Origin of the sequence: Stenotrophomonas sp. NPDC077659, from assembly GCF_050268705.1 — a bacterium.
In the GTDB taxonomy this organism is placed as follows: domain Bacteria; phylum Pseudomonadota; class Gammaproteobacteria; order Xanthomonadales; family Xanthomonadaceae; genus Stenotrophomonas.
Genome location: NZ_JBNNHG010000068.1, coordinates 1 through 18884 on the forward strand (window position 1 = coordinate 1; position 18884 = coordinate 18884).

Annotated in this window: 18 protein-coding genes; 7 read left to right on the top strand and 11 right to left on the bottom strand. The window is 66.9% G+C overall.

What is annotated here, in order from left to right:
- The 3 genes from ACQKDV_RS11370 to ACQKDV_RS11380 form a co-directional block, all read right to left on the bottom strand.
- The coding region (locus tag ACQKDV_RS11370; protein ID WP_427783848.1) for a flagellar basal body protein at window positions 1-287 on the bottom strand (287 nt) is incomplete at its 3' end.
- Between the two features lie 3 nt (window positions 288-290).
- Window positions 291-686: a flagellar basal body rod protein FlgB gene (flgB, locus tag ACQKDV_RS11375; RefSeq protein WP_427783849.1), complete on the bottom strand. Its 396-nt coding sequence runs from the start codon at window positions 684-686 to the stop codon at window positions 291-293.
- Window positions 687-824: 138 nt separating this feature from the next.
- Window positions 825-1769 (bottom strand): chemotaxis protein, encoded by a 945-nt coding sequence (locus tag ACQKDV_RS11380; RefSeq protein WP_427783850.1) that lies wholly within the window; start codon window positions 1767-1769, stop codon window positions 825-827.
- A gap of 211 nt (window positions 1770-1980) precedes the next feature.
- Here ACQKDV_RS11380 and flgA point away from each other — a divergent pair, with 211 nt between their 5' ends.
- The 4 genes from flgA to ACQKDV_RS11400 all read left to right on the top strand — a co-directional run bounded on the left by flgA (window position 1981) and on the right by ACQKDV_RS11400 (window position 4669).
- Window positions 1981-2640 carry a flagellar basal body P-ring formation chaperone FlgA gene (flgA, locus tag ACQKDV_RS11385; RefSeq protein ID WP_427783851.1) on the top strand — a complete coding sequence of 220 codons (660 nt, stop codon included), beginning with the start codon at window positions 1981-1983 and terminating at the stop codon, window positions 2638-2640.
- Between the two features lie 75 nt (window positions 2641-2715).
- The gene (gene flgM, locus ACQKDV_RS11390; RefSeq protein WP_427783852.1) at window positions 2716-3021 is read left to right on the top strand and encodes a flagellar biosynthesis anti-sigma factor FlgM; all 306 of its coding nucleotides are present in this window, start codon (window positions 2716-2718) and stop codon (window positions 3019-3021) included.
- Window positions 3018-3356 carry a flagellar protein FlgN gene (locus ACQKDV_RS11395; protein ID WP_427783853.1) on the top strand — a complete coding sequence of 113 codons (339 nt, stop codon included), beginning with the start codon at window positions 3018-3020 and terminating at the stop codon, window positions 3354-3356. The genes flgM and ACQKDV_RS11395 overlap by 4 nt, the downstream gene beginning before the upstream one ends.
- Window positions 3357-3451: 95 nt before the next feature.
- Window positions 3452-4669, top strand: coding sequence for an ATP-binding protein (locus ACQKDV_RS11400; RefSeq protein WP_427783854.1), 1218 nt, complete (start codon window positions 3452-3454; stop codon window positions 4667-4669).
- A gap of 127 nt (window positions 4670-4796) precedes the next feature.
- Here ACQKDV_RS11400 and ACQKDV_RS11405 read toward each other — a convergent pair whose 3' ends face one another.
- Both ACQKDV_RS11405 and ACQKDV_RS11410 read right to left on the bottom strand, forming a co-directional pair.
- Window positions 4797-6572 carry an EAL domain-containing protein gene (locus ACQKDV_RS11405; RefSeq protein WP_427783855.1) on the bottom strand — a complete coding sequence of 592 codons (1776 nt, stop codon included), beginning with the start codon at window positions 6570-6572 and terminating at the stop codon, window positions 4797-4799.
- Window positions 6573-6578: 6 nt separating this feature from the next.
- Complete coding sequence (locus tag ACQKDV_RS11410) at window positions 6579-8678, bottom strand: PAS domain S-box protein (RefSeq protein ID WP_427783856.1); 2100 nt, start codon at window positions 8676-8678, stop codon at window positions 6579-6581.
- 132 nt (window positions 8679-8810) lie between these two features.
- Here ACQKDV_RS11410 and ACQKDV_RS11415 point away from each other — a divergent pair, with 132 nt between their 5' ends.
- Entirely contained in the window at window positions 8811-11549 is a 2739-nt protein-coding gene (locus tag ACQKDV_RS11415) for a bifunctional diguanylate cyclase/phosphodiesterase (RefSeq protein WP_427783857.1), read from the top strand.
- Between the two features lie 530 nt (window positions 11550-12079).
- Here ACQKDV_RS11415 and ACQKDV_RS11420 read toward each other — a convergent pair.
- The 6 genes from ACQKDV_RS11420 to ACQKDV_RS11445 form a co-directional block, all read right to left on the bottom strand.
- Entirely contained in the window at window positions 12080-12292 is a 213-nt protein-coding gene (locus ACQKDV_RS11420) for a hypothetical protein (protein ID WP_427783858.1), read from the bottom strand.
- A gap of 98 nt (window positions 12293-12390) precedes the next feature.
- A complete protein-coding gene (locus ACQKDV_RS11425; RefSeq protein WP_427783859.1) occupies window positions 12391-13581 on the bottom strand; it encodes a methyl-accepting chemotaxis protein in 1191 nt (396 codons plus the stop codon).
- A gap of 127 nt (window positions 13582-13708) precedes the next feature.
- Window positions 13709-14323 carry a high frequency lysogenization protein HflD gene (hflD, locus tag ACQKDV_RS11430; protein WP_427783860.1) on the bottom strand — a complete coding sequence of 205 codons (615 nt, stop codon included), beginning with the start codon at window positions 14321-14323 and terminating at the stop codon, window positions 13709-13711.
- Window positions 14320-15462: a tRNA 2-thiouridine(34) synthase MnmA gene (gene mnmA, locus ACQKDV_RS11435; protein ID WP_427783861.1), complete on the bottom strand. Its 1143-nt coding sequence runs from the start codon at window positions 15460-15462 to the stop codon at window positions 14320-14322. Before mnmA ends, hflD begins: the two co-directional genes overlap by 4 nt.
- Window positions 15459-15920: an NUDIX hydrolase gene (locus ACQKDV_RS11440; RefSeq protein WP_427783862.1), complete on the bottom strand. Its 462-nt coding sequence runs from the start codon at window positions 15918-15920 to the stop codon at window positions 15459-15461. Before ACQKDV_RS11440 ends, mnmA begins: the two co-directional genes overlap by 4 nt.
- A 1-nt stretch (window position 15921) precedes the next feature.
- Window positions 15922-16413: a hypothetical protein gene (locus ACQKDV_RS11445; RefSeq protein ID WP_427783863.1), complete on the bottom strand. Its 492-nt coding sequence runs from the start codon at window positions 16411-16413 to the stop codon at window positions 15922-15924.
- 110 nt (window positions 16414-16523) lie between these two features.
- On the opposite strand from ACQKDV_RS11445, the gene clpS reads away from it, so the two are divergent.
- Both clpS and ACQKDV_RS11455 read left to right on the top strand, forming a co-directional pair.
- A complete protein-coding gene (clpS, locus tag ACQKDV_RS11450; RefSeq protein ID WP_427783864.1) occupies window positions 16524-16850 on the top strand; it encodes an ATP-dependent Clp protease adapter ClpS in 327 nt (108 codons plus the stop codon).
- A gap of 234 nt (window positions 16851-17084) precedes the next feature.
- The coding region (locus ACQKDV_RS11455; RefSeq protein WP_427783865.1) for an AAA family ATPase at window positions 17085-18884 on the top strand (1800 nt) is incomplete at its 3' end.

Genomic DNA, 18884 nt, shown 5'->3' on the forward strand with positions numbered 1-18884 from the left:
TCGGGCTGGTAGATGTAGCCATCGGCATCGGCCAGTGGATGGCCCGGCTCGTAGCGCTTGATCGGCGCCGCATCGCTCTGGGTGATTTCCTTGACCTTGACCGAAGTGATGTTCGGGTCGGTCTTGCTGGTCACCGCCTGGAAGATGGGCTCAAGCGGCTTGTAGACCGCATCGGCCGAGCCGGCAATGCTGTCGGCGTTGGAGAGATTGGAGGCGATGGTGCTCATGCGCACCGACTGCGCCTGCAGCGCCGAACCGGCGATATCGAAGATCGGCAGGTTGCTCATGGCTTACTGCCCCGTGATCGCGGTGAGCATGGAACGCACCTTGCTTTCGACGAAGCTGAGCGAGGCGCGGTATTCCAGTGCGGCGCGGCCATAGGCGGCTCGCTCGGCGTCCGGGTCGACGGTGTTGCCATCCAGGCTGGGCTGTACGCCCTCGCGGGCCACCTGGAACGGGTTCAGGCCACTACTGATCGGGTAGTGCTGTTCGTTCGTGGTGGCCATCAGGCCATTGGCATCGAGCCCTTGGGCATTGCGCAGAGCGGCGTCGAAGTCCAGGTCCTGGGCCTTGTAGCCGGGGGTATCGGCGTTGCCCAGGTTGCTGGCGATCAGCTTCATCCGCTGTTCGCGCAACGGCATGGCCTGGGCATGCACGCCCAGGTAATCGGTAATCAGGTTGCGCACGGTGCACTCCCACGGGAACGTTGCCCGGGGAGCTGCAAGGGGTGTGCCAAACCAGAGGGGGTAGTGCCGGCCGCTGGCCGGCTCCCCGTTATCGCTGCGGTTACCGGCCAACGGCCGGCACTACCGGAACAGGCGGCCTTACGCCGCCATGGACACCTTGCGCAGGCGGTCCAGCACGAAGTCGGCCAGTTCGTGCGGCGAGTACTTGGCCACGAAGGCGTTGGCACCCACGCGTTCCACCATTGCATTGTTGAAGACGCCGGACAGCGAGGTGTGCAGCAGCACATACAGCCCGGCCAGGCCGGGGTGGCGCCGGATTTCCGTCGTCAGCGTGTAACCGTCCATCGCCGGCATCTCGATGTCCGAGATCACCATGGCATAGCGGTCGGCCGGGTTTTCACCCGAGGCGTGGATCTGCAGCAGGTGGTCCAGCGCCTGCTTGCCATCGGAAAGCAGGGTGGCGCCGACCCCCAGCTGGTCCAGCACGCTGCGGATCTGCTGGCGGGCCACGCGCGAGTCGTCCACCACCAGCACCTGCAGCTGCGGGGCGTCGGCCGGCATGGCCATGGCCGGGTCCAGCACCGCCTCACCGCGGATCTGTGCGATGTCGGCCAGCACGCTTTCCACGTCGATCACCTGGATCAGCTCCCCCTGGAAGCGGGTGACGGCGGTCAGGTAGCTCGATTCGGCTCCCAGCTCCGGCGGCGGGTGGATGTCTTCCACCGCAATGTTGACGATGCGCTCCACACCACTGACCAGGAAGCCCTGGATCGAGCGGTTGAACTCGGTCACCACCAGGTAGCCAGGGGCGGTGTCCGCATCCGGTTCACGCTCGGGGTGGCCGATGGCCAGCCCCAGGTCCAGAACCGGCACCGAGCGGCCCCGCACGTCGGCCACACCGGCGAACTGGCCGGGCAGGCCAGGCACCTGGAACAGCTCCGGACGGCGCAGCACTTCCTGCACCTTGAAGACGTTGACGCCAAAAAGCTGACGTCCGCCGAGACGGAACAGCAGCAGCGCCAGGCGATTGTGGCCGGCCAGTCGGGTCCGCTGGTCGATCCGGTTGAGCAGGTCATGGGACATGGCTGCTGTATCGGCGGGGACTCCGCCGAACTTGAGGCGTATTTGTATCGGTAGAGTCGACCGTTGGTCGACTGCCCCATTGGTAGAGTCGACCGTTGGTCGACTGGCGCTTCTTCCGGGCAGGGCAGTCGCCCAACAGTCGACCCGACAAAGGCGTGTCTGGCACGCCGCTTGCAGCCACCCGGCCAGGTCTCACCACGCGGGAGGCGCCATGCGCCGCATTACATCACTCACCGGTATCGTCATCCTCGCGCTGGCAGCGCCGTGGGCGGCCGCGGCCGATTGGCAGCCCGTGGCCAGCATCCGTACGGCGGCGTTGTCGACCCTGCCAGCAGGCAGCGAGGGGGAAGCCGTGGTTGCCGATGCCCTGCGCCTGCCACGCTGCGCCGCCGCCCTGCAGGTGCAGCCCACCGCCAGCACCACAGTGGAAGTGAGCTGCCCCGATGCGGGCGGCTGGCGACTGTTTGTACCGGTCAAAGTGCGCCACAACCAGACGGTGTTGGTGCTGACCCGGGGCGTTGCCACTGGAGAAACCCTGGCGGCGGCCGATATCGGTACTGCCCAACGTGACGCCGCCCGCATTGCCGGTGCCGTGCTCTCCGATCCTGCCATGGCAGTCGGTCGGGTCGCGCGCAGGCCGTTGCAGGCCGGAAACCTGCTGTCGGCCAATGACCTGCTGGCCCAGCGTCTCATCAAGCGAGGAGACAATGTGGCCCTGGTTTCACGGCGCGGCTCGGTGGAGGTCCGCATTGCGGGCCGGGCCATGGGCGATGCAGGTGAGAACGACCGGATCTCCGTCGAGAACCTGTCCTCGCGGCGGATCGTGCAGGGCACGGTCGACGCCCGGGGTGACGTAATCGTGGCGCGTTGAAAAATTCAGCAATTTCCCTAAAGATCACGGTCCTGCGGCCGTTATCCCTTGTGTACGGCAACTCCAGGACACCCTATGAGCCAGAAAATCGACGGCAACCTGCAGGTCCCCCAGGCACTGCGCAGCGTGACGACCCCGGCCAACAAGGCCGGCGTCAGTGGCGACGCTCCGGCGCGCCCGGTCGAGGCGGCGGACAGCCTGCGCCTCACCGGCGAAGCGACCAACCTGCAGGCACTCGAGCGTGAGCTGAGTACCGCTCCGGCAATCGATGCCCAGCGCGTGGCCGCCGTGCGCGAATCGTTGCAGAACGGCACCTACAGGATCAATCCGGACACGATCGCATCGCGCATGCTCAAGCTGGACCAGCAGCTGCAGGGATGACCGCGGCGATGAGCGAACATCTTCAGCGACTTGCCCAGGCCCTGGATGTCGAACACCAGGCACTGGTCGAGCATGATGTGCACGCGCTGATCCGCGCCACCGGCGCCAAGCTGGAGGCGCTGCGGGCCTTGGACTCGACGCCGCCGGTAGGCGAGGGCGAGCAGTTGCAGGCGCTGGCCGAGCGCAACCGCGCCAACGGCGTGCTGCTGTCGCGCCGCCGCCGCGAGGTGGACTGGGCGCTGCGCCAGCTTGGCCGCACCGAGGCGTCGTCCTCCTACGACGCCAAAGGCCAGGCACACACGGTCAACGCGCGCCGCCCGCTCGCCATCGCCTGATCCTGGCATGGCGGTGGCCGGCAGGTGCCGGCGGGCTGCTGCGCTGGCGCGGCAGCGCGTATATTGGACGCCTGTTCGCAAGCTCTCGAGTCGCCGTGTCCGCCGCCAACGTCCTGGTTACCACCCCCCTTCCGCCGCAGCCGGTGCTGCAGGCCCTGCTCGAACGCCTGCGCGAAGGGCTGCTGCTGTTCACCGAAGATGGCAAGGTGGCCCTGGCCAACCCGGCTGCACAGAACCTGCTGGGCAGTGACGATACCATTGCGCCGGCGCCGCAACGCCTGCGCCAGCTGCTGCCGCCAGATGCACTCGGGCAGGCACGCCAGCACGGCCAATGGAACGGCAGCCTGCCGCTGGGTGAGGGCGTGGTCATCGCTCACCTCTACCACCACGGCGAACCGGGCCGCGGCCATTACCTGGCGCTGTTCCACCCCATCGAAGGCCAGGAAGACTACGAGCGTGAGCTGCAGCAGCGCCACGCCGAACTGCGCCAGGCCTATCTGCGCCTGAACGGCGCCCAGGAAAAGCTGCTGCAATCTGAAAAGATGGCGTCCATCGGCCAGCTCGCCGCAGGCGTCGCCCACGAGATCAACAACCCGATCGGCTACGTGCACTCCAACCTGGGCAGTCTGCAGGAGTACCTGCGGAGCCTGTTCACTGTCATCGAAGCCTACGAGCGCGCCCTGCGCGCACCGGATCCTAAGGCCCTGATCCCGGAGATCGATGATATCCGGGACCGCCTGGACATCGACTTCATCAGCCGCGACCTGCCGCAGCTGATGGCCGAATCGCGCGAGGGCATCGAGCGGGTGACCCGCATCGTGCGTGATCTGAAGGACTTCTCGTATTCCGGCCGCGACGAGTCGTGGAAGCTGGTGGACCTGCATTCCGGCCTGGAATCGACCATCAACATCATCTGGAACGAGCTGAAGTACAAGGTCACCCTGCAACGCGAGTTCGGTCAGTTGCCGCTGGTGGAGTGCCTGCCTTCGGAGTTGAACCAGGTCTACATGAACCTGCTGCTCAACGCCGGCCACGCCATTGCCGAGCGAGGCACCATCACCGTGCGCACGGGGGTGGATGGCGAGACGGTGTGGGTGGAATTTGAAGACACCGGCGGCGGCATCTCGCCGGAACTGCGCCAACGCATCTTCGATCCGTTCTTCACCACCAAACCGGTCGGCAGCGGCACCGGGCTTGGCCTGTCGATCTCCTACAGCATCATCAACAAGCACCACGGCCGCATCGACCTGGACAGCACGCCCGGCGTCGGCTCGCGCTTCCGCGTGGTGCTGCCGATCAAGCAGCCGCGCTGAGCGCCGCAACGCGCCTGATCGGTAGAGTCGACTGTCAGTCGACTATCGCGCAGCGCGGGACGTTCCGTCATTGCGCGTACAGCAGTCGACTGACCGTCGACTCTACCTGCGCCCGCGTTTCGCCCGATCACCGCAGCGGCGTACGATCCTCGCCTGCATCCCCGGCTTCCACCGCCGTCGGCCCGGCGTTGCTGCGCCGCTGTTCCTCATACGTGCGGAACGCCTGGTGGATGTGCTTGCGCAGCTCGTCATCGTTCCAGGGCTTGGTGAGGAAGCGATAGATGGCGCCGCGGTTGATCGCATCGGTCACCGTGTTCAGATCCGTGTAGCCGGACAGCACCAGGCGGATCGTGTCCGGGTACAGCATCTTCACCCGGCCCAGGAATTCGGTGCCGCTCATGTCGCTCATGCGCTGGTCGGACAGGATCACCTGCACGTCGTTGATCGCCAGCAGGTCGAAGGCATCGCGCACGTTGCCGGCAGCGAGGATGCGGTAACCATCGCGACGGAACAGGCGCACCAGTGACCGCAGCACGTTCTCCTCATCGTCCAGCAACAGCAGGGTGCGGTCGGGGCGGGTCTCGGCAAAGGCCTCCGGGCGCAGGTAGCGGCGGCGCAGGGTCATGCCGGCCGCGTCGGCCGACATCGGCTCACCGAACAGATAGCCCTGGAACACGTCGCAGTCATTGCGACGCAGGAAGCCCAGCTGCGCCTGTGATTCCACGCCATTGGCGATCACGGTCATGCCCAGCTGGTGGCCCATGGCGATGATCGCGCGGGCGATGGCCGCCTCGCGGTTGCCGGCTGGTGCGCTTTTGATGAAGCTGCGGTCGATCTTCAGCTTGTCCACCGGATAGCGCACCAGCGCGCTCAGGCTGGAATCGCCGGTGCCGAAATTGTCCAGGCTCAGGCTGATGCCTTCATTGCGCAGGTTGGCCAGCGTTTCATGCACGAAGTTGACGTTGTTGGTCAGCGCACTTTCGTTGATTTCCAGCGTAAGCATGTGCGCCGGCACGCCGGCCGCCTGCATCAGCGACATCACCTCGGCAAAGAAGTTGGGGCGCAGCAGCTGCAGGGTCGATACGTTCACTGCGATGGTGAAGTCATCAAAGCCCTGGTCGCGCCACAGCCGGGCCTGCTTCAGTGCCCCTTCCAGCACCCAGGTGCCGATCTGCACGATGATGCCCAGCCGCTCGGCGGTACGCATGAAGCGCTCCGGCACCAGCATGCCCAGGGTAGGGGATTGCCAGCGCAGCAGTGCTTCCATGCCCACCACGTGGCCATCGCGCGCACTGACCAGCGGCTGGTAGCGCAGTTTCAGCTCACCATTGGGGATCGCATCGACGATCTGGCGGGCGATGATGCTCTCGCTGTGTGCGCTCGGCGGCGTATCCACGGCATGGATGCGCACTGCATTGCCCCCTTCGCGCGCGGCCTGGTACAGCGCGTCCTCAGCGTGGTCGAGCAGGCGCGAGGCGCTGCTGGCGTGTTCCGGGCACAGGCTCACGCCCAGCTTGCCGGTCATGAACAGCGTGTACGGCAGCACCGAGAGCGGCAGCTCCATCTGCTGCCGGATCTCCTCGGCGAAATCCTCCGGCAGTGGCAGGTCGGCCGTGCGCGGTACCGCCAGCAGGAACTCGTCGCTGCCATGCCGCCACAGCTTGCCGCGGCCGCGCAGGTAGGACTGCAGGCGATGGCCTACCAGTACCAGGGCCTGGTCGCCGACTTCGGCACTCATGTTCTCGTTGACCGAAGCAAAGTGGTCGATGTCCACGTGCATCAGCATCAGCGGGGTGCCACCGGAGGCGGCTTCGCTGACCATGGCCTGCAGTTCGGGGTTGCCGGCACCCAGCCTGTCGGGGGCGTCGTCGATGCTGACCAGGGGCATGTTGGGATTCCACATGGCGCGTTATTCCGGGGACTCGGTGGCGGGCGCAGTGGCCGCCTGGTAAGGAAGATGGACGTCGACGAGGGTGCCGGCGCCGTGCGCCGACTCGATGCGGACGTGGCCGCCCACGCTCTGTGCGCGTTCGCGCATCACGATAAGGCCCAGCCCGCGCGGGCCGTCCGGGTCGAAGCCCTCGCCATCGTCGCGGATCTGCAGATGCAGCCCGTGCTGGTCGACATCGCGCAGTTGCAGCTGCACCTGGCTGGCACGCGCATGGCGCAGCACATTGGTCAGGCTTTCCTGCGCGATACGGAAGCAGGCCTGCTCGATGCAGTTGTCCGGGCGGGTGGGCAGGGTATCGATCTCGGCCAGCAGCTCCACCGGCGAGGAGCGGAACAGCACGCGGGCCTGCCAGCTCAGCGCGGCCTCCAGGCCCAGTGCGTCCAGCTGCGGCGGGCGCAGCAGGGTGGAAATATCGCGCAGCTTGGCCACGGTGGTGTCGGCCAGGCTGACAATCTGTGCCAGGTCCTCGCCACGGCGCTGTTCGTCCTGTTCATCCTGTGCGGCACAGGCTGACAGCTTGATCGCGGTGATCGCTTGGCCGATGTCATCGTGCAGGTCGCGCGAGATGGCCCGGCGTTCGTCCTCCTGCAGCGAGAACAGGCGGCCGGCCATGGCCTGCAGTTCGCGGTTGCTGGTTTCCAGGGCGCTGCGGGTGCGCTCGGATTCGCTCAGGTCGCGCACGATCAGCAGCTTGCAGTCGCGTCCGCCGTAGCGCACCTCACCGACGGCCAGGCCGGCGTGGAAGGGGCGGCCGTCGGCGCGCTGCATCACCATGACGCTGTTGTGGCCGGGGCTGTGCTGCGGCTGGCCGGCGTGAAGCTGCAGGCGCACGCGGTCCAGTTCGGACGGTGCCACCAGTGCCGCCAGTGGCTCGCCCAGAAGGGTGTGGCTGCCATAGCCGAACAGCGCCGCGGCCCAGGCGTTGGCATACAGGACGTGTTCGTCGGACAGGATGACGACGCCGTCGGGCAGTACCCGCACCAGCTCACGGAACTGCTCCTCACGCTCACGCAGCAACCGGCGCGACTGCTCACGCTCGGTCACGTCCTGCAGCGTGCCCAGCACCCGCTCACGGCCCACCTCGTCCAGGCCACGGGCCGCGCGCAGGTGCACCATCAGCGCACGGCCCTCCATCGACAGCAGCGGCAGCAGCACGTCCACCTGTGCCGCCGGGCCGGCGCAGAGTTCGGCCAGCAGCTGCTCGGTCTGGGTGGCGGTGGCCGGGTCGGCCGGCACCAGCAGTTCATCGAAACGATGCCAGCGCCGCGCCTCGGGTACACGCCGGCCCAGCAGCCGGTAGACCTGGTTGGAATAGCGACCCAGGCCGCTGGCCGGGTCCAGTTCCCAGGCGCCGATGCGGGCCAGCTCGTGTGCTTCATCCACGCGCGCCAGGGCCTGGTCGCGGCGCAGCTGGGCCAGGTCTTCGGCGGTGCGGTCGATGGCGATCAGCAGACGGGCGGTGTGCCCGTCGTAGTCGATCGCATTCGAGCGCAGCTCCATCTGCCGGCGGCTGCCGTCGCGCAGCTGCAGCGGCGTGCGCAGGATGCAGATCTGGTCGGGTGCCTCGCGGATGTCCTCAAGCTTGGCCTGCAGCACCTGGCGGTCGCCGGGTGACCAGAGCACGTCGATGGTCTGTTCCAGCAATTCGTCGCGCTCCCAGCCGAAGGCCTGGCACGCCGCCGGGTTGGCATCGAGGATGGCCAGGCTGCCCAGGTCGTAGACCAGGATCGGCCCCGGGTTGCCCTCGAACAGCTGCCGCAGGCGCAGTTCCGAACCCTGCAGGCGGGCGTGGGTGTGCAGCACGTGCTCGGCCAGCGGGCGCAGCAGCAGGTACAGCAGACCGGCACTGGCAAAGGCGAAGAAGGCGTCCTTTACGGTCTGCCAGAACGCCAGCTGCTGCGGGTCGGGCACCAGCGAAGCCATGGCACCGTCGGTAGCGATCATCCAGGCCAGCGCCAGGGCCAGATAACTCAGCACGACCCGGCGCCGGTCACGACTGAGGGCTTTGGCCATCTGCGGGTCGGGAACGGGGTCAGTGCCGGTCGGTTGTACGGGCATCGGGCAGGGAAGCAGGAGGGGGCGCGGGCCATAGTAACGCGCGGGTGCGCCCAAGCACTCAATTATCCGCCGGAGCCGCCGTTAACCACTGCGTGCCCCGCTGTCGGGCGCGCCATTCCGGAGCAACATCGCGTGGACCAAGGGATCATCGCCAGCCTGCTGCAGCACCCGCTCGCCTCGGCACTGGTCATCGTCGACCGTGGCGGCCGTCCGCTGGCAGCCAATCCGGCCGCGCGTGAACATGGGCTGCCGGCGACGGTGGCCGCCTATGCCCCGATGCTGGAGGACCTGCGCTTGCTGGCCGCGGACGGCGGCATCGTTCCCTGCACCCTGCCGGGTGGCCCCCGCGGCCACTACGACGGGTACCTGCGTGCCGTGCATGATGGCAACGGCAACCTGCTGGCGTTCACCCTCAGCGTGCCCGAGCCGGTGCCGATCGATGCGGGCGGGCGCTGGGAGCTGGCCCTGGACAGTGCCGGCCACAGTCTGTGGGACTGGGACATTCCCAGTGACCGGGTCGTACGCACACCGGCCCTGGTGGACGAAACCGCCAACGGCATCATCGCCCGCGTACACAGCGACGACCTGGACGACATGCGTGCAGCCCTGGACGAACACCTGCGCGGCAACAGCGAACAGTACAGCGCCCAGTTCCGCTTCCGCCACGACAATGGCCAGTGGCGCTGGGTGCTGGACCGCGGCCGCGTGGTTTCGCGCACCGCCGATGGCCAGCCGCTGCGCATGGTCGGCACCCACACCGATATCGAGCAGCAGAAGCAGCTGGAAGTGCTGCTGCAGGAACAGCAACTGCATCTGAGTGAAGCCCAGCGCATCGCCAGCATGGGCAGCTGGTCCTTCGATCCCACCACCCAGCGGTTCTGGTGGTCGCCCGAGCTGCGTTCGCTGCTGGCCCTGGAGCCGGGCGAGGTGCCCGGGCAGCGGCGGTGGCTGCGGCAGCTGCATCCGCGCTCGCGGGGCGCGTTGCGCGCCGCCTGGCGCCGGCTGTGGCGCGACGGCCGCGCTGCCAACCTGGAGCTGGAACTGACCCGCGGCCATGAGCCCTCGCAGCACCTGCGCCTGTGGATGCAGCCGCTCCTGGACATGGATGGCCACCCAAAGCGCCTGCTGGGCCAGGTGCAGAACATCACCGAGCAGCACCAGACCGACGCGCTCATCCGCTGGCGCACCGAGCTGCTCAACCGCGTTTCCGCGCTGGGCCGTATCGGCGGCTGCGAGATCGAAGTCAGCACCCGGCACATGCAATGGACCGAGGAGTGCTACCGCATTCACGGCCTGCGCAAGGAGCCGATCACCCTGGACCAGGCCCTGTCCCTGTACACCGAGGATTCGCGCGCGCATTTCGAAGCCGCGCTGCTGCGCATCGCCGGTGGCGGGCTGCCGGAACAGCTGGACCTGTGCTTCTATCGCCAGTCGGGCCTGCGGGTGTGGGTGCAGGTACTGATCGAACTGGACCGCCGCGATGGCCTGCCGGCCCGCTTCGTGGTCCTGTTCCGTGACATCACCCGCGAACGCGAGGCCAATGAGCGCATCGAGCTGCTGGCGCATTACGATCTGCTGACCGGCCTACCCAACCGGGTGCTGCTGGGCGAGCAGACCGCCGAGGCCATCGAGGAGGCCCGTGACCGTGGTACTTCACTGGCCATGCTGTTCATCGATCTCGATGGCTTCAAGAACATCAACGACAGCTTCGGCCACGCCACAGGCGATGCGCTGCTGAAGGCCGCCGCAGCCCGGCTGCACCAGAACCTGCGCAACAACGATCTGTTCGGCCGCTTCAGCGGTGACGAGTTCATCGTGGTGCTGCGCGATCTGGCTGAACCGGAAGATGCCGGCCACGTGGCACGCAAGCTGATCGGCTCGCTGGCCGAGCCGCTGCGTCGCGGTGACACGGTGTTGAAGGTGGGGGCCAGCGTGGGCATCGCCATGCTGACTGACGGCCAGGCCGATTTTGATTCGCTGCTGCGCGCCGCCGACGCGGCCATGTACGCGGCCAAGGAAGCGGGGCGCAATACCTACCAGTACTACAGCCAGGACGCGCTGGCGCGCATCCAGCGCCGGCTGGACATCGAGCACGGCCTGCATGGTGCGATCGAGCGCGAGGAGTTCAGCCTTGCCTACCAGCCGCTGCTGCACACCCACCACGGCGAGCCACCGGCCATCGAGGCACTGCTGCGCTGGCATCGGCCCGGCGTGGGCTACTGCAGCCCGGCCGAATTCATTCCCATTGCCGAAAAGTGCGGCGAGATCGTTCGCATCGGCGACTGGGTGCTGACGGAGGCTTGCCGCCAGGCATCGGCTTGGGACCGTGCCGGCCTGCGCTTCGAGCGCATCGCCGTGAACGTGTCGGCCGTGCAGCTGCGCGACCGCGGTTTTGCCGAGCGCGTGATAGAGATCTGCCACGCCCACGGCTGGCCGCCGCAGCGGTTGGAGCTGGAGCTGACCGAATCGGCACTGATCCGTGACACCGACATCCTTCGCCACTGTTTCGACGTACTGGAACGGCACGGCGTGCCGCTGGCGGTGGACGACTTCGGGACCGGATTTTCCAACCTCAACTATCTCAACCGCTTCCCGGTGGGCCGCCTGAAGATCGACCGCAGTTTCGTGCAGGGCATGCTGCATGATTCGGGCACGGCCGAGGTGACCCAGGCGATCGTGCACCTGGGCCACGCGCTGGGCATGAAGGTGGTGGCCGAGGGCGTGGAAACGCACCAGGAAGAAGACATGCTGCGCCGCCAGGGCTGCGACGAGATCCAGGGCTACCTGTACTCGCGCCCGTTGAGCCCTCGCGACCTGGCGCAGTGGCTTCGCCAGCAGCACGCCACCCCGCAGATCGTCCTGGTGCAGTAGCGCCGGGCCATGCCCGGCGGAGTGCCATCCATGTGGTGGTTGCCCGGGATTCTGCTCTGGTGAGTGCCTGCATCCGCGATCATCCACGCATGGCGTGGATCTACTGCATTCGCGCGTGCGCGCCTGGAACAGCAACTGTCTCAGTAGATCCACGCCATGCGTGGATGATGTAAGGATGGACCTGCTCCTGCAGGGCTTCTGCAGGTCATTCCTTTCAAGCCAGATCGCTCGGGCTGAGTATCTGACGATGGACACTGCCCGGAACGATGTTTCTGGTCAGCCCGAGGCGACCGCGGAGTGAGCAATGGCAGGCCCCACCGTCTACCGTGTGCCAGCCTGACGACATCAGGAATTGCTCAAAAGCCTGGCGGGCTTCGTCCAGATTGAACGCCATGTAGATGCCTGGGAAACAGAGCAGGAGCGGCAGTGTGTCCTGCTCCCGCTTCTCAGACCACGCAGTAAATCCTGAACCGCGCAGGTGCACACACGGGTGCAAATATCGCGGCAACCCATCCACGCACGGCGTGGATCTACAGCGAATCCCCATCCAGCCCGAGATCCCAGGCCATCCCCAGCAGCTCCCCCGCAGGCGCCGACGGGGCAGGGCGGGCATCGGCCAGCTGCCTCAGCTCCTCGATCTCCTCGCGTGCGACCACCTCCAGCTGCTGCAACTGCTCGCGCACGCTGGGGTTGCGCGGGCGCTCGTCGGGGTTGATCGGGGGCAGGGCGCGGATCAAGGTCATGGTGCGCGGGGCAGGGGCGTTCAGAGTCAGATTACAGGCAAAAGCCCCGGAATGACCGGGGCCTTGCGGGCTGCCGGAGCAGGCAGCGGACATCAGGATCAGAACAGTTCGACCGTGCCGGCGCCCATGTTCTGCTGGGCGACCGGCTTGTGCGGCGGGCGCTCCCATTCGCTGCGCAGCTCACGCAATCGGCTGCCGGTGCGCTGCAGGGCGGTAGCGATCTCTGCATCGAACACGCCGCCATTGCGGTGCAGCAGCTCCTGCAGAGCCACGGCCTCGCGGTTGATTGCGGTCAGGCGGTCCAGGTGGGTGTGTACGCCGCCCAGTGCCTGGGTGGCGATGTCCTCGAACTGCAGGGCGCGCACGGCTTCGGCCACGCTGCCATCGATCGCACGGGCGCACTCGGACACCTCGCGCATGCCGTCACCCAGCGAGGCATTGATCTGGGCTACGTTGTCCAGCATCGCCGCCGCTTCCTGTCGCGCTTCGCGGGAACGGTCCATATCGCGCGAGGCCATGTGCGAGACGGTTTCGCGCACCTTGGCGATGGCGTCCTTGGAGCTGTGGGCCAGCTTGCGGATCTGCTCGTTGAAGGTGGTCGAGCGCTCGGACAGGTTGCGCACTTCGTCGGCCACCACGGCAAAGCCGCGACCGGCTTCACCGGCACGCGCTGCTTCGATGGCCGCGTTCAGCGCCAGCAGATTGGTCTGGTCGGCAATCGACTTCACGTCTTCCAGCAGGGCAAAGATGCCGTCCAGGTGCTGGGCCATCTGGTCGATGTGCTGCACGGTGGTGCTGCTCTGGCCGCTCACCTGTTCCAGTGCTTCAACCAGTTGTTCCATGCGGTGGTTGGCATGCTGGGCGAAGCGGGCGACGTCGAGGCCGGCACTGCCTTCGTCACCGGCGCGGTCGACGATGCGCGACAGCGCCTGGCTCTGCTGGCGCGACTTGCGGTTCATCGCGTCGAAGCTGCCGCCCAGGCTGGAGACGGCCTGGCGGATCAGGTCACGGGCGCGTTCCACTTCGCCACGCGAACCATCGATTTCGTTGCCGACGAAGCTGCGCAGCTCGGTCAGCAGCTGGTCCTGCTCACGCAGAACACGGGCATGTTCCGGGGAACGCTGCGCCTGGGCGCGGGTGGTCCACCACGCAAAGCCGAGCCAGCTCAGCGTCATCGTGGTCAGGATCGCCCAGCGCAGGGCGGCCGGCCATTCAAAGCCGATGGCAAAGGGGAGCAGCAGAGTCAGGGCCAGGGGGGCGGCCAGACGGATGAAAATGCGTGAGTACATGGACGTTCTCGGGAGGTGCACGGAGGATGTATCGGCCGTACGCCCTTTCTCTTTAACGTCGATGTGCCTTCTGGAAGCGCCGGATTTCCGACGCGTCCGCCGGGCATGGCCCGGCGGGCACCGTGCCTCAGCCCAGCTGCCGGTCCACGGCTTCGGTCATCGCTTTGCGGCTGAGCAGGAAGTCCCAATAGCTGCCACCCAGCTGCCGCCACAGCACCGCCGCGCGCACGGCGGCCAGCAGCAGGGCGCGGATCTCGGCCACCACCCCGGCCTGACCGAGATAGTGTGGATTGCCCTGCACCATCACGCGCGGCTTGAGGTGGCTGATGGTGTCTGCATACAGGCCTCCCAGGCTCTCCAGCACGTCCGGATGGCCGCTGTCGCCCAGCTCGGCGGCCTGGCGGTGGGCGCGCTCGATGCCCGAGGCAACCTTGTTGACGGTGGCACCGTCCTGCACGAAGCGGCGCTCCAGTTGCAGCACCGACAGCGCCAGCTTGGGCAGGATCGGGTCCTGGCCCTGGTTGCGGAAATAGTTGTGCAGCAGGCGCAGGCCGGATTTCAACGCGTGGCGGTCACCGAAGACCTCCTGCGGGGAGGCGGCATCAATGCGGAACACACTGTCCACCGCGGTACGCACCGCTGCCGCGTCGGAATGGCCGGTATCGGCGATACGGCGCACCTGCTGCAGGGCCTGGGCAATGCCGGCCAGGGCCAGAACGCGGTCGTCGACAGTGAAACTCATGCAGCGATTACCTCAAAAGGAGAAGGGGTGGTGCGCAGGCGCTGTTCCAGCGGCGCATCGGTGGCGGCGATGACCGCGCCGCCCAGGCAGACATCGCCGTCATACAGCACCAGCGACTGGCCAGGGGTAACGGCGCGCTGCGGGCGGGCAAAGGTCACCAGCACGCTGCCATCGTCCAGCACCTCGACCGTACACGGCTCGTCAGGCTGCCGGTAGCGGGTCTGGGCGGTGCACTCGAAGCGCCGCGCCGGCGGTGTGCCGGCGATCCAGTGCGCGGCCTCCGAGCGCAGGCGGTCGGACAGCATCCACCTGCTGTCGCGGTCCTGGTCCACGTACAGCACATTGCTGGCCACGTCCTTGCCGACCACGTACCACGGCGCAGCGGGACGTCCACGCACGCCGCCAATGTTCAGGCCCTCGCGCTGGCCCAGGGTGAAATAGAACACCCCCGGATGCTCGGCGATGACACTGCCATCGGCCGGGTCGACGATCTGGCCGGGCTTGGCCGGCAGGTAGCGGCCGAGGAACTCGCGGAAGTCGCGCTCGCCGATGAAACAGATGCCGGTCGAATCCTTCTTGGCATGGGTCGGCAGGCCGACGTCACGCGCGATCCGGCGCAGGTCGCTCTTTTCCAGGTCGCCAATGGGGAACAGGGTCGCGGCCAACTGCTCCTGCCCCAGCTGGTGCAGGAAGTAGCTCTGGTCCTTGGCGCGGTCGGCACCGCGCAGCAGCAGCCACTGCGGGCCACGCTGGGCGATGCGGGCGTAGTGGCCGGTGGCGATGCGCTCGGCCCCCAGCTCGCGGGCGGCGTCCAGGAAGTGCTTGAACTTCACCTCGCGGTTGCACAGCACGTCCGGGTTGGGCGTGCGGCCGGCGGCATATTCGGCCAGGAAGTGCTCGAACACCCCCTGCCAGTACTCGCTGGAAAAATCGCGGAAATGGAACGGGATGCCGAGCAGGCCGCAGACGGCCACCGCGTCGCGGCGATCATCCTCGGCGCGGCAGTCGCCGCTGCCGTCGTCGGCCCAGTTCTGCATGAACAGGCCGGCCACGGATTCCCCCTGCTGCACCAGGCGCCAGGCGGCCACGGATGAATCCACGCCGCCGGACACGCCGACCATCACCCGTGGGCTGCTCATGCGACCTCCCGGACCAGCGAAAGCGGGTGGCGCTGGCCGGCCAGATAGTCGGCCACCACCTGCCAGACCAGCGGGCTGCGCAGGCGCGGCCCGGCCACCCGCAGCTCGGCCGGGTCCAGCCACAGGGCGCGGTCGATGCCGGCATCCAGCGGCTGGTCCGGATCGTGCGAGAGCGGGCGGGCGGCGTAGCAGAAGCGCAGGAACGCAGTGCCATCCGACGCGGTCCACTGGTAACAGCCGATGAAGGCGGTCAGCTCCACCGTCCAGCCGGTTTCCTCGCGGGTCTCGCGCAGGGCGGCGGCGGCCAGGCTTTCGCCCGGTTCCAGGTGCCCGGCGGGCTGGTTCAGCACCTGCCGGCCGTCGATGGTCTCTTCCACCAGCAGCACGCGGCCGCCGTCGACCACCACGGTGGCCACGGTGGCATGCGGTGCCCAGCGCGGGTCCTGCACAGCGTTCAACTCAGAGGTCGTCCTTCTTGGTCAGCTCCAGCTCCATCGCATCGGCGGTACGGATGGCGGCATCGATGGCGTCGCTGAGCTGGTCGGTAGTGGCATCGGCGTCGATCTTCACCACGAACATGGCGGTCTTGTCCTGCTTCACCCAGCCGCCCATCTTGGCGTCCTGGGAGTCTTCCAGCAGGCGGTTGGCCACCGCTTCGGGGAACTGCTTGGCCGTGGACACATAGCCCGGCGACCATATCTCGCGGATGTTGTGGCTGCCAAAGTCCTCCACGGCCGAACGCACATAGACCATCTGGGTGCGGTCGCCTTCCACGTCGAACACCATCTGGTAGTCGCCGTCCTCGTCCACCTCGTAGGTGTAGCCCAGCTTGTCCAGGTGGCGGGCGATGGCTGCATCCCCCTTGGGGCTGTCGGCATCGGTCGTGGCGCCTGCATTGCCGGCGGCAGCCAGCAGGGCGATCAGCAACGCAGGCAGAAGGGTCCTTTTCATGAAAATCCTGTGAAACGTCGGGGACAGGCGCTAATTGTGACGGTGGTCGTGCGTGCCGTCCATTCCGCGCCGCTCCGGCGAAGCGCCGCCGCACCCTCTATAATGTACGGATGCCCCGCGAGTCCTCCCCCGATTCCCATCACGATCACGGTATTGCCGTGGAGCCCGCGCGCCCGGAAGTGGCGCCGCCCCCGTTCTACCAGGTCATGATCCTCAACGACGACTACACCCCGATGGATTTCGTGGTGGACGTCCTGCAGCAGTTCTTCAGCATGGACCTGGACAAGGCCACGCAGGTGATGCTGCATGTGCATACCCGCGGCCGTGGCGTCTGCGGGGTCTTCACCCGTGAAGTGGCCGAGACCAAGGTCGCGCAGGTCAACGAATACTCACGCATGAACCAGCACCCGCTGCTGTGCACGATGGAAAAGGCCTGACCGGTCTCCGGCAGCGTCGAGCTTGCTCGACTGAGCCCGGCAGTCGAGCAAGCTCAACTGCCCCCTCCGCCTGGCCGGTTCAGCCCCCGGCCTGCGTGCATTACTGCAATGCCCGGTGTGAACCACGGCAAACAATCTGCACTACTAACGCCATCTGAACGCAGCAATCCGCTAGGGTGATGGAAATCGCGTAGCCAGGCCGCATATTGTCCCCATCTGCCGCCGGAGTAATCCATGTTCAGCAAAGACCTCGAACACACCATCGGCCAGTGCTACAAGCGCGCCCGTGAGGCCCGGCATGAATTCATGACGGTCGAACACCTGCTGCTGGCACTGCTCGACAATCCGTCCGCCCAGGCCGTGCTCAAGGCTTGCGGTGCCGATGCCGAACGCCTGCGCCAGGAACTGGAACAGGCCATCGAGGCATCAGTGTCGCGCCTGGCCGAGGACGATGGCCGCGATACCCAGCCGACCCTGGGCTTCCAGCGCGTGCTGCAGCGGGCCGTCTACCACGTGCAGTCCTCGGGCAAGAAGGAGGTCACCGGCGCCAACGTGCTGGTTGCCATCTTCGGCGAAAAGGACTCCCACGCCGTCTATTACCTCAACCAGCAGGATGTCACCCGGCTGGACGTGGTCAATTACCTGTCCCATGGCATCGCCAAGCTGGGCGAGGAAGGGGAACAGGCGTCCTCCTCTGAGGGCGAAAGCCGCCTGGAAGGCGGGGAGGGCGAGCCCAAGGGCGACGCGCTCGCCGAATTCGCCAGCAACCTCAACGAACAGGCCCGGGCCGGACGCATCGACCCGCTGGTCGGCCGCGCCGACGAAATCGAGCGCACCATCCAGGTCCTGTGCCGCCGCCGCAAGAACAACCCGCTGTACGTGGGCGAGGCCGGCGTGGGCAAGACCGCCATCGCCGAGGGCCTGGCCCGCCGCATCGTCGAAGGCTCCGTGCCGGATGTGCTGGCCGATGCCGTAATCTACTCGCTCGACCTGGGCGCCCTGGTGGCCGGCACCAAGTACCGCGGCGATTTCGAAAAGCGCCTGAAGGGCGTGCTGACCGCGCTGAAGAAAGTACCCAACGCGGTGCTGTTCATCGACGAGATCCACACCATCATCGGCGCCGGCTCGGCGTCGGGCGGCACCATGGATGCCTCCAACCTGATCAAGCCGGCCCTGGCATCGGGCGAGCTGCGCTGCATCGGCTCGACCACGTTCCAGGAATACCGTGGCATCTTCGAGAAGGACCGTGCGCTGGCCCGGCGCTTCCAGAAGATCGACATCGTCGAGCCGACCGTGGGCGAAACCTACGAGATCCTGCAGGGCCTGAAGTCCAAGTACGAAGCCCATCACGGCGTGACCTACTCCGATGAAGCGCTGCAGGCGGCGGTGGATCTGTCGGTCAAGCACATTGCCGACCGGCTGCTGCCGGACAAGGCCATCGACGTCATCGACGAGGCCGGCGCCCGCCAGCGCCTGCTGCCCGAGGGCCAGCGCAAGGAGCTGATCGACGTCGAGGAAGTCGAGGCGATCATTGCCAAGATGGCGCGCATCCCGGCCAAGCAGGTCAGCGCCACCGACAAGGATGTGCTGCAGCACCTGGAGCGCAACCTGAAGATGGTGATCTTCGGCCAGGATCCGGCCATCGGCACGCTGGCCTCGGCCATCAAGCTGGCGCGCTCTGGCCTGGGCAATCCGGAAAAGCCGATCGGCAATTTCCTGTTCGCCGGCCCCACCGGCGTGGGCAAGACCGAGGTGACCAAGCAGCTGGCGCTGCAGCTGGGCATCGAGCTGGTCCGCTTCGACATGTCCGAATACATGGAGCCGCATTCGATCAGTCGTCTGATCGGTGCGCCCCCGGGCTACGTCGGCTTCGACCAGGGCGGCCTGCTCACCGAAAAGATCGTCAAGACCCCGCACTGCGTGCTGCTGCTGGATGAAATCGAGAAGGCGCATCCGGACATCTTCAACATCCTGCTGCAGGTCATGGACCGCGGTGTGCTGACCGACACCAATGGTCGCGAAGCCAACTTCAAG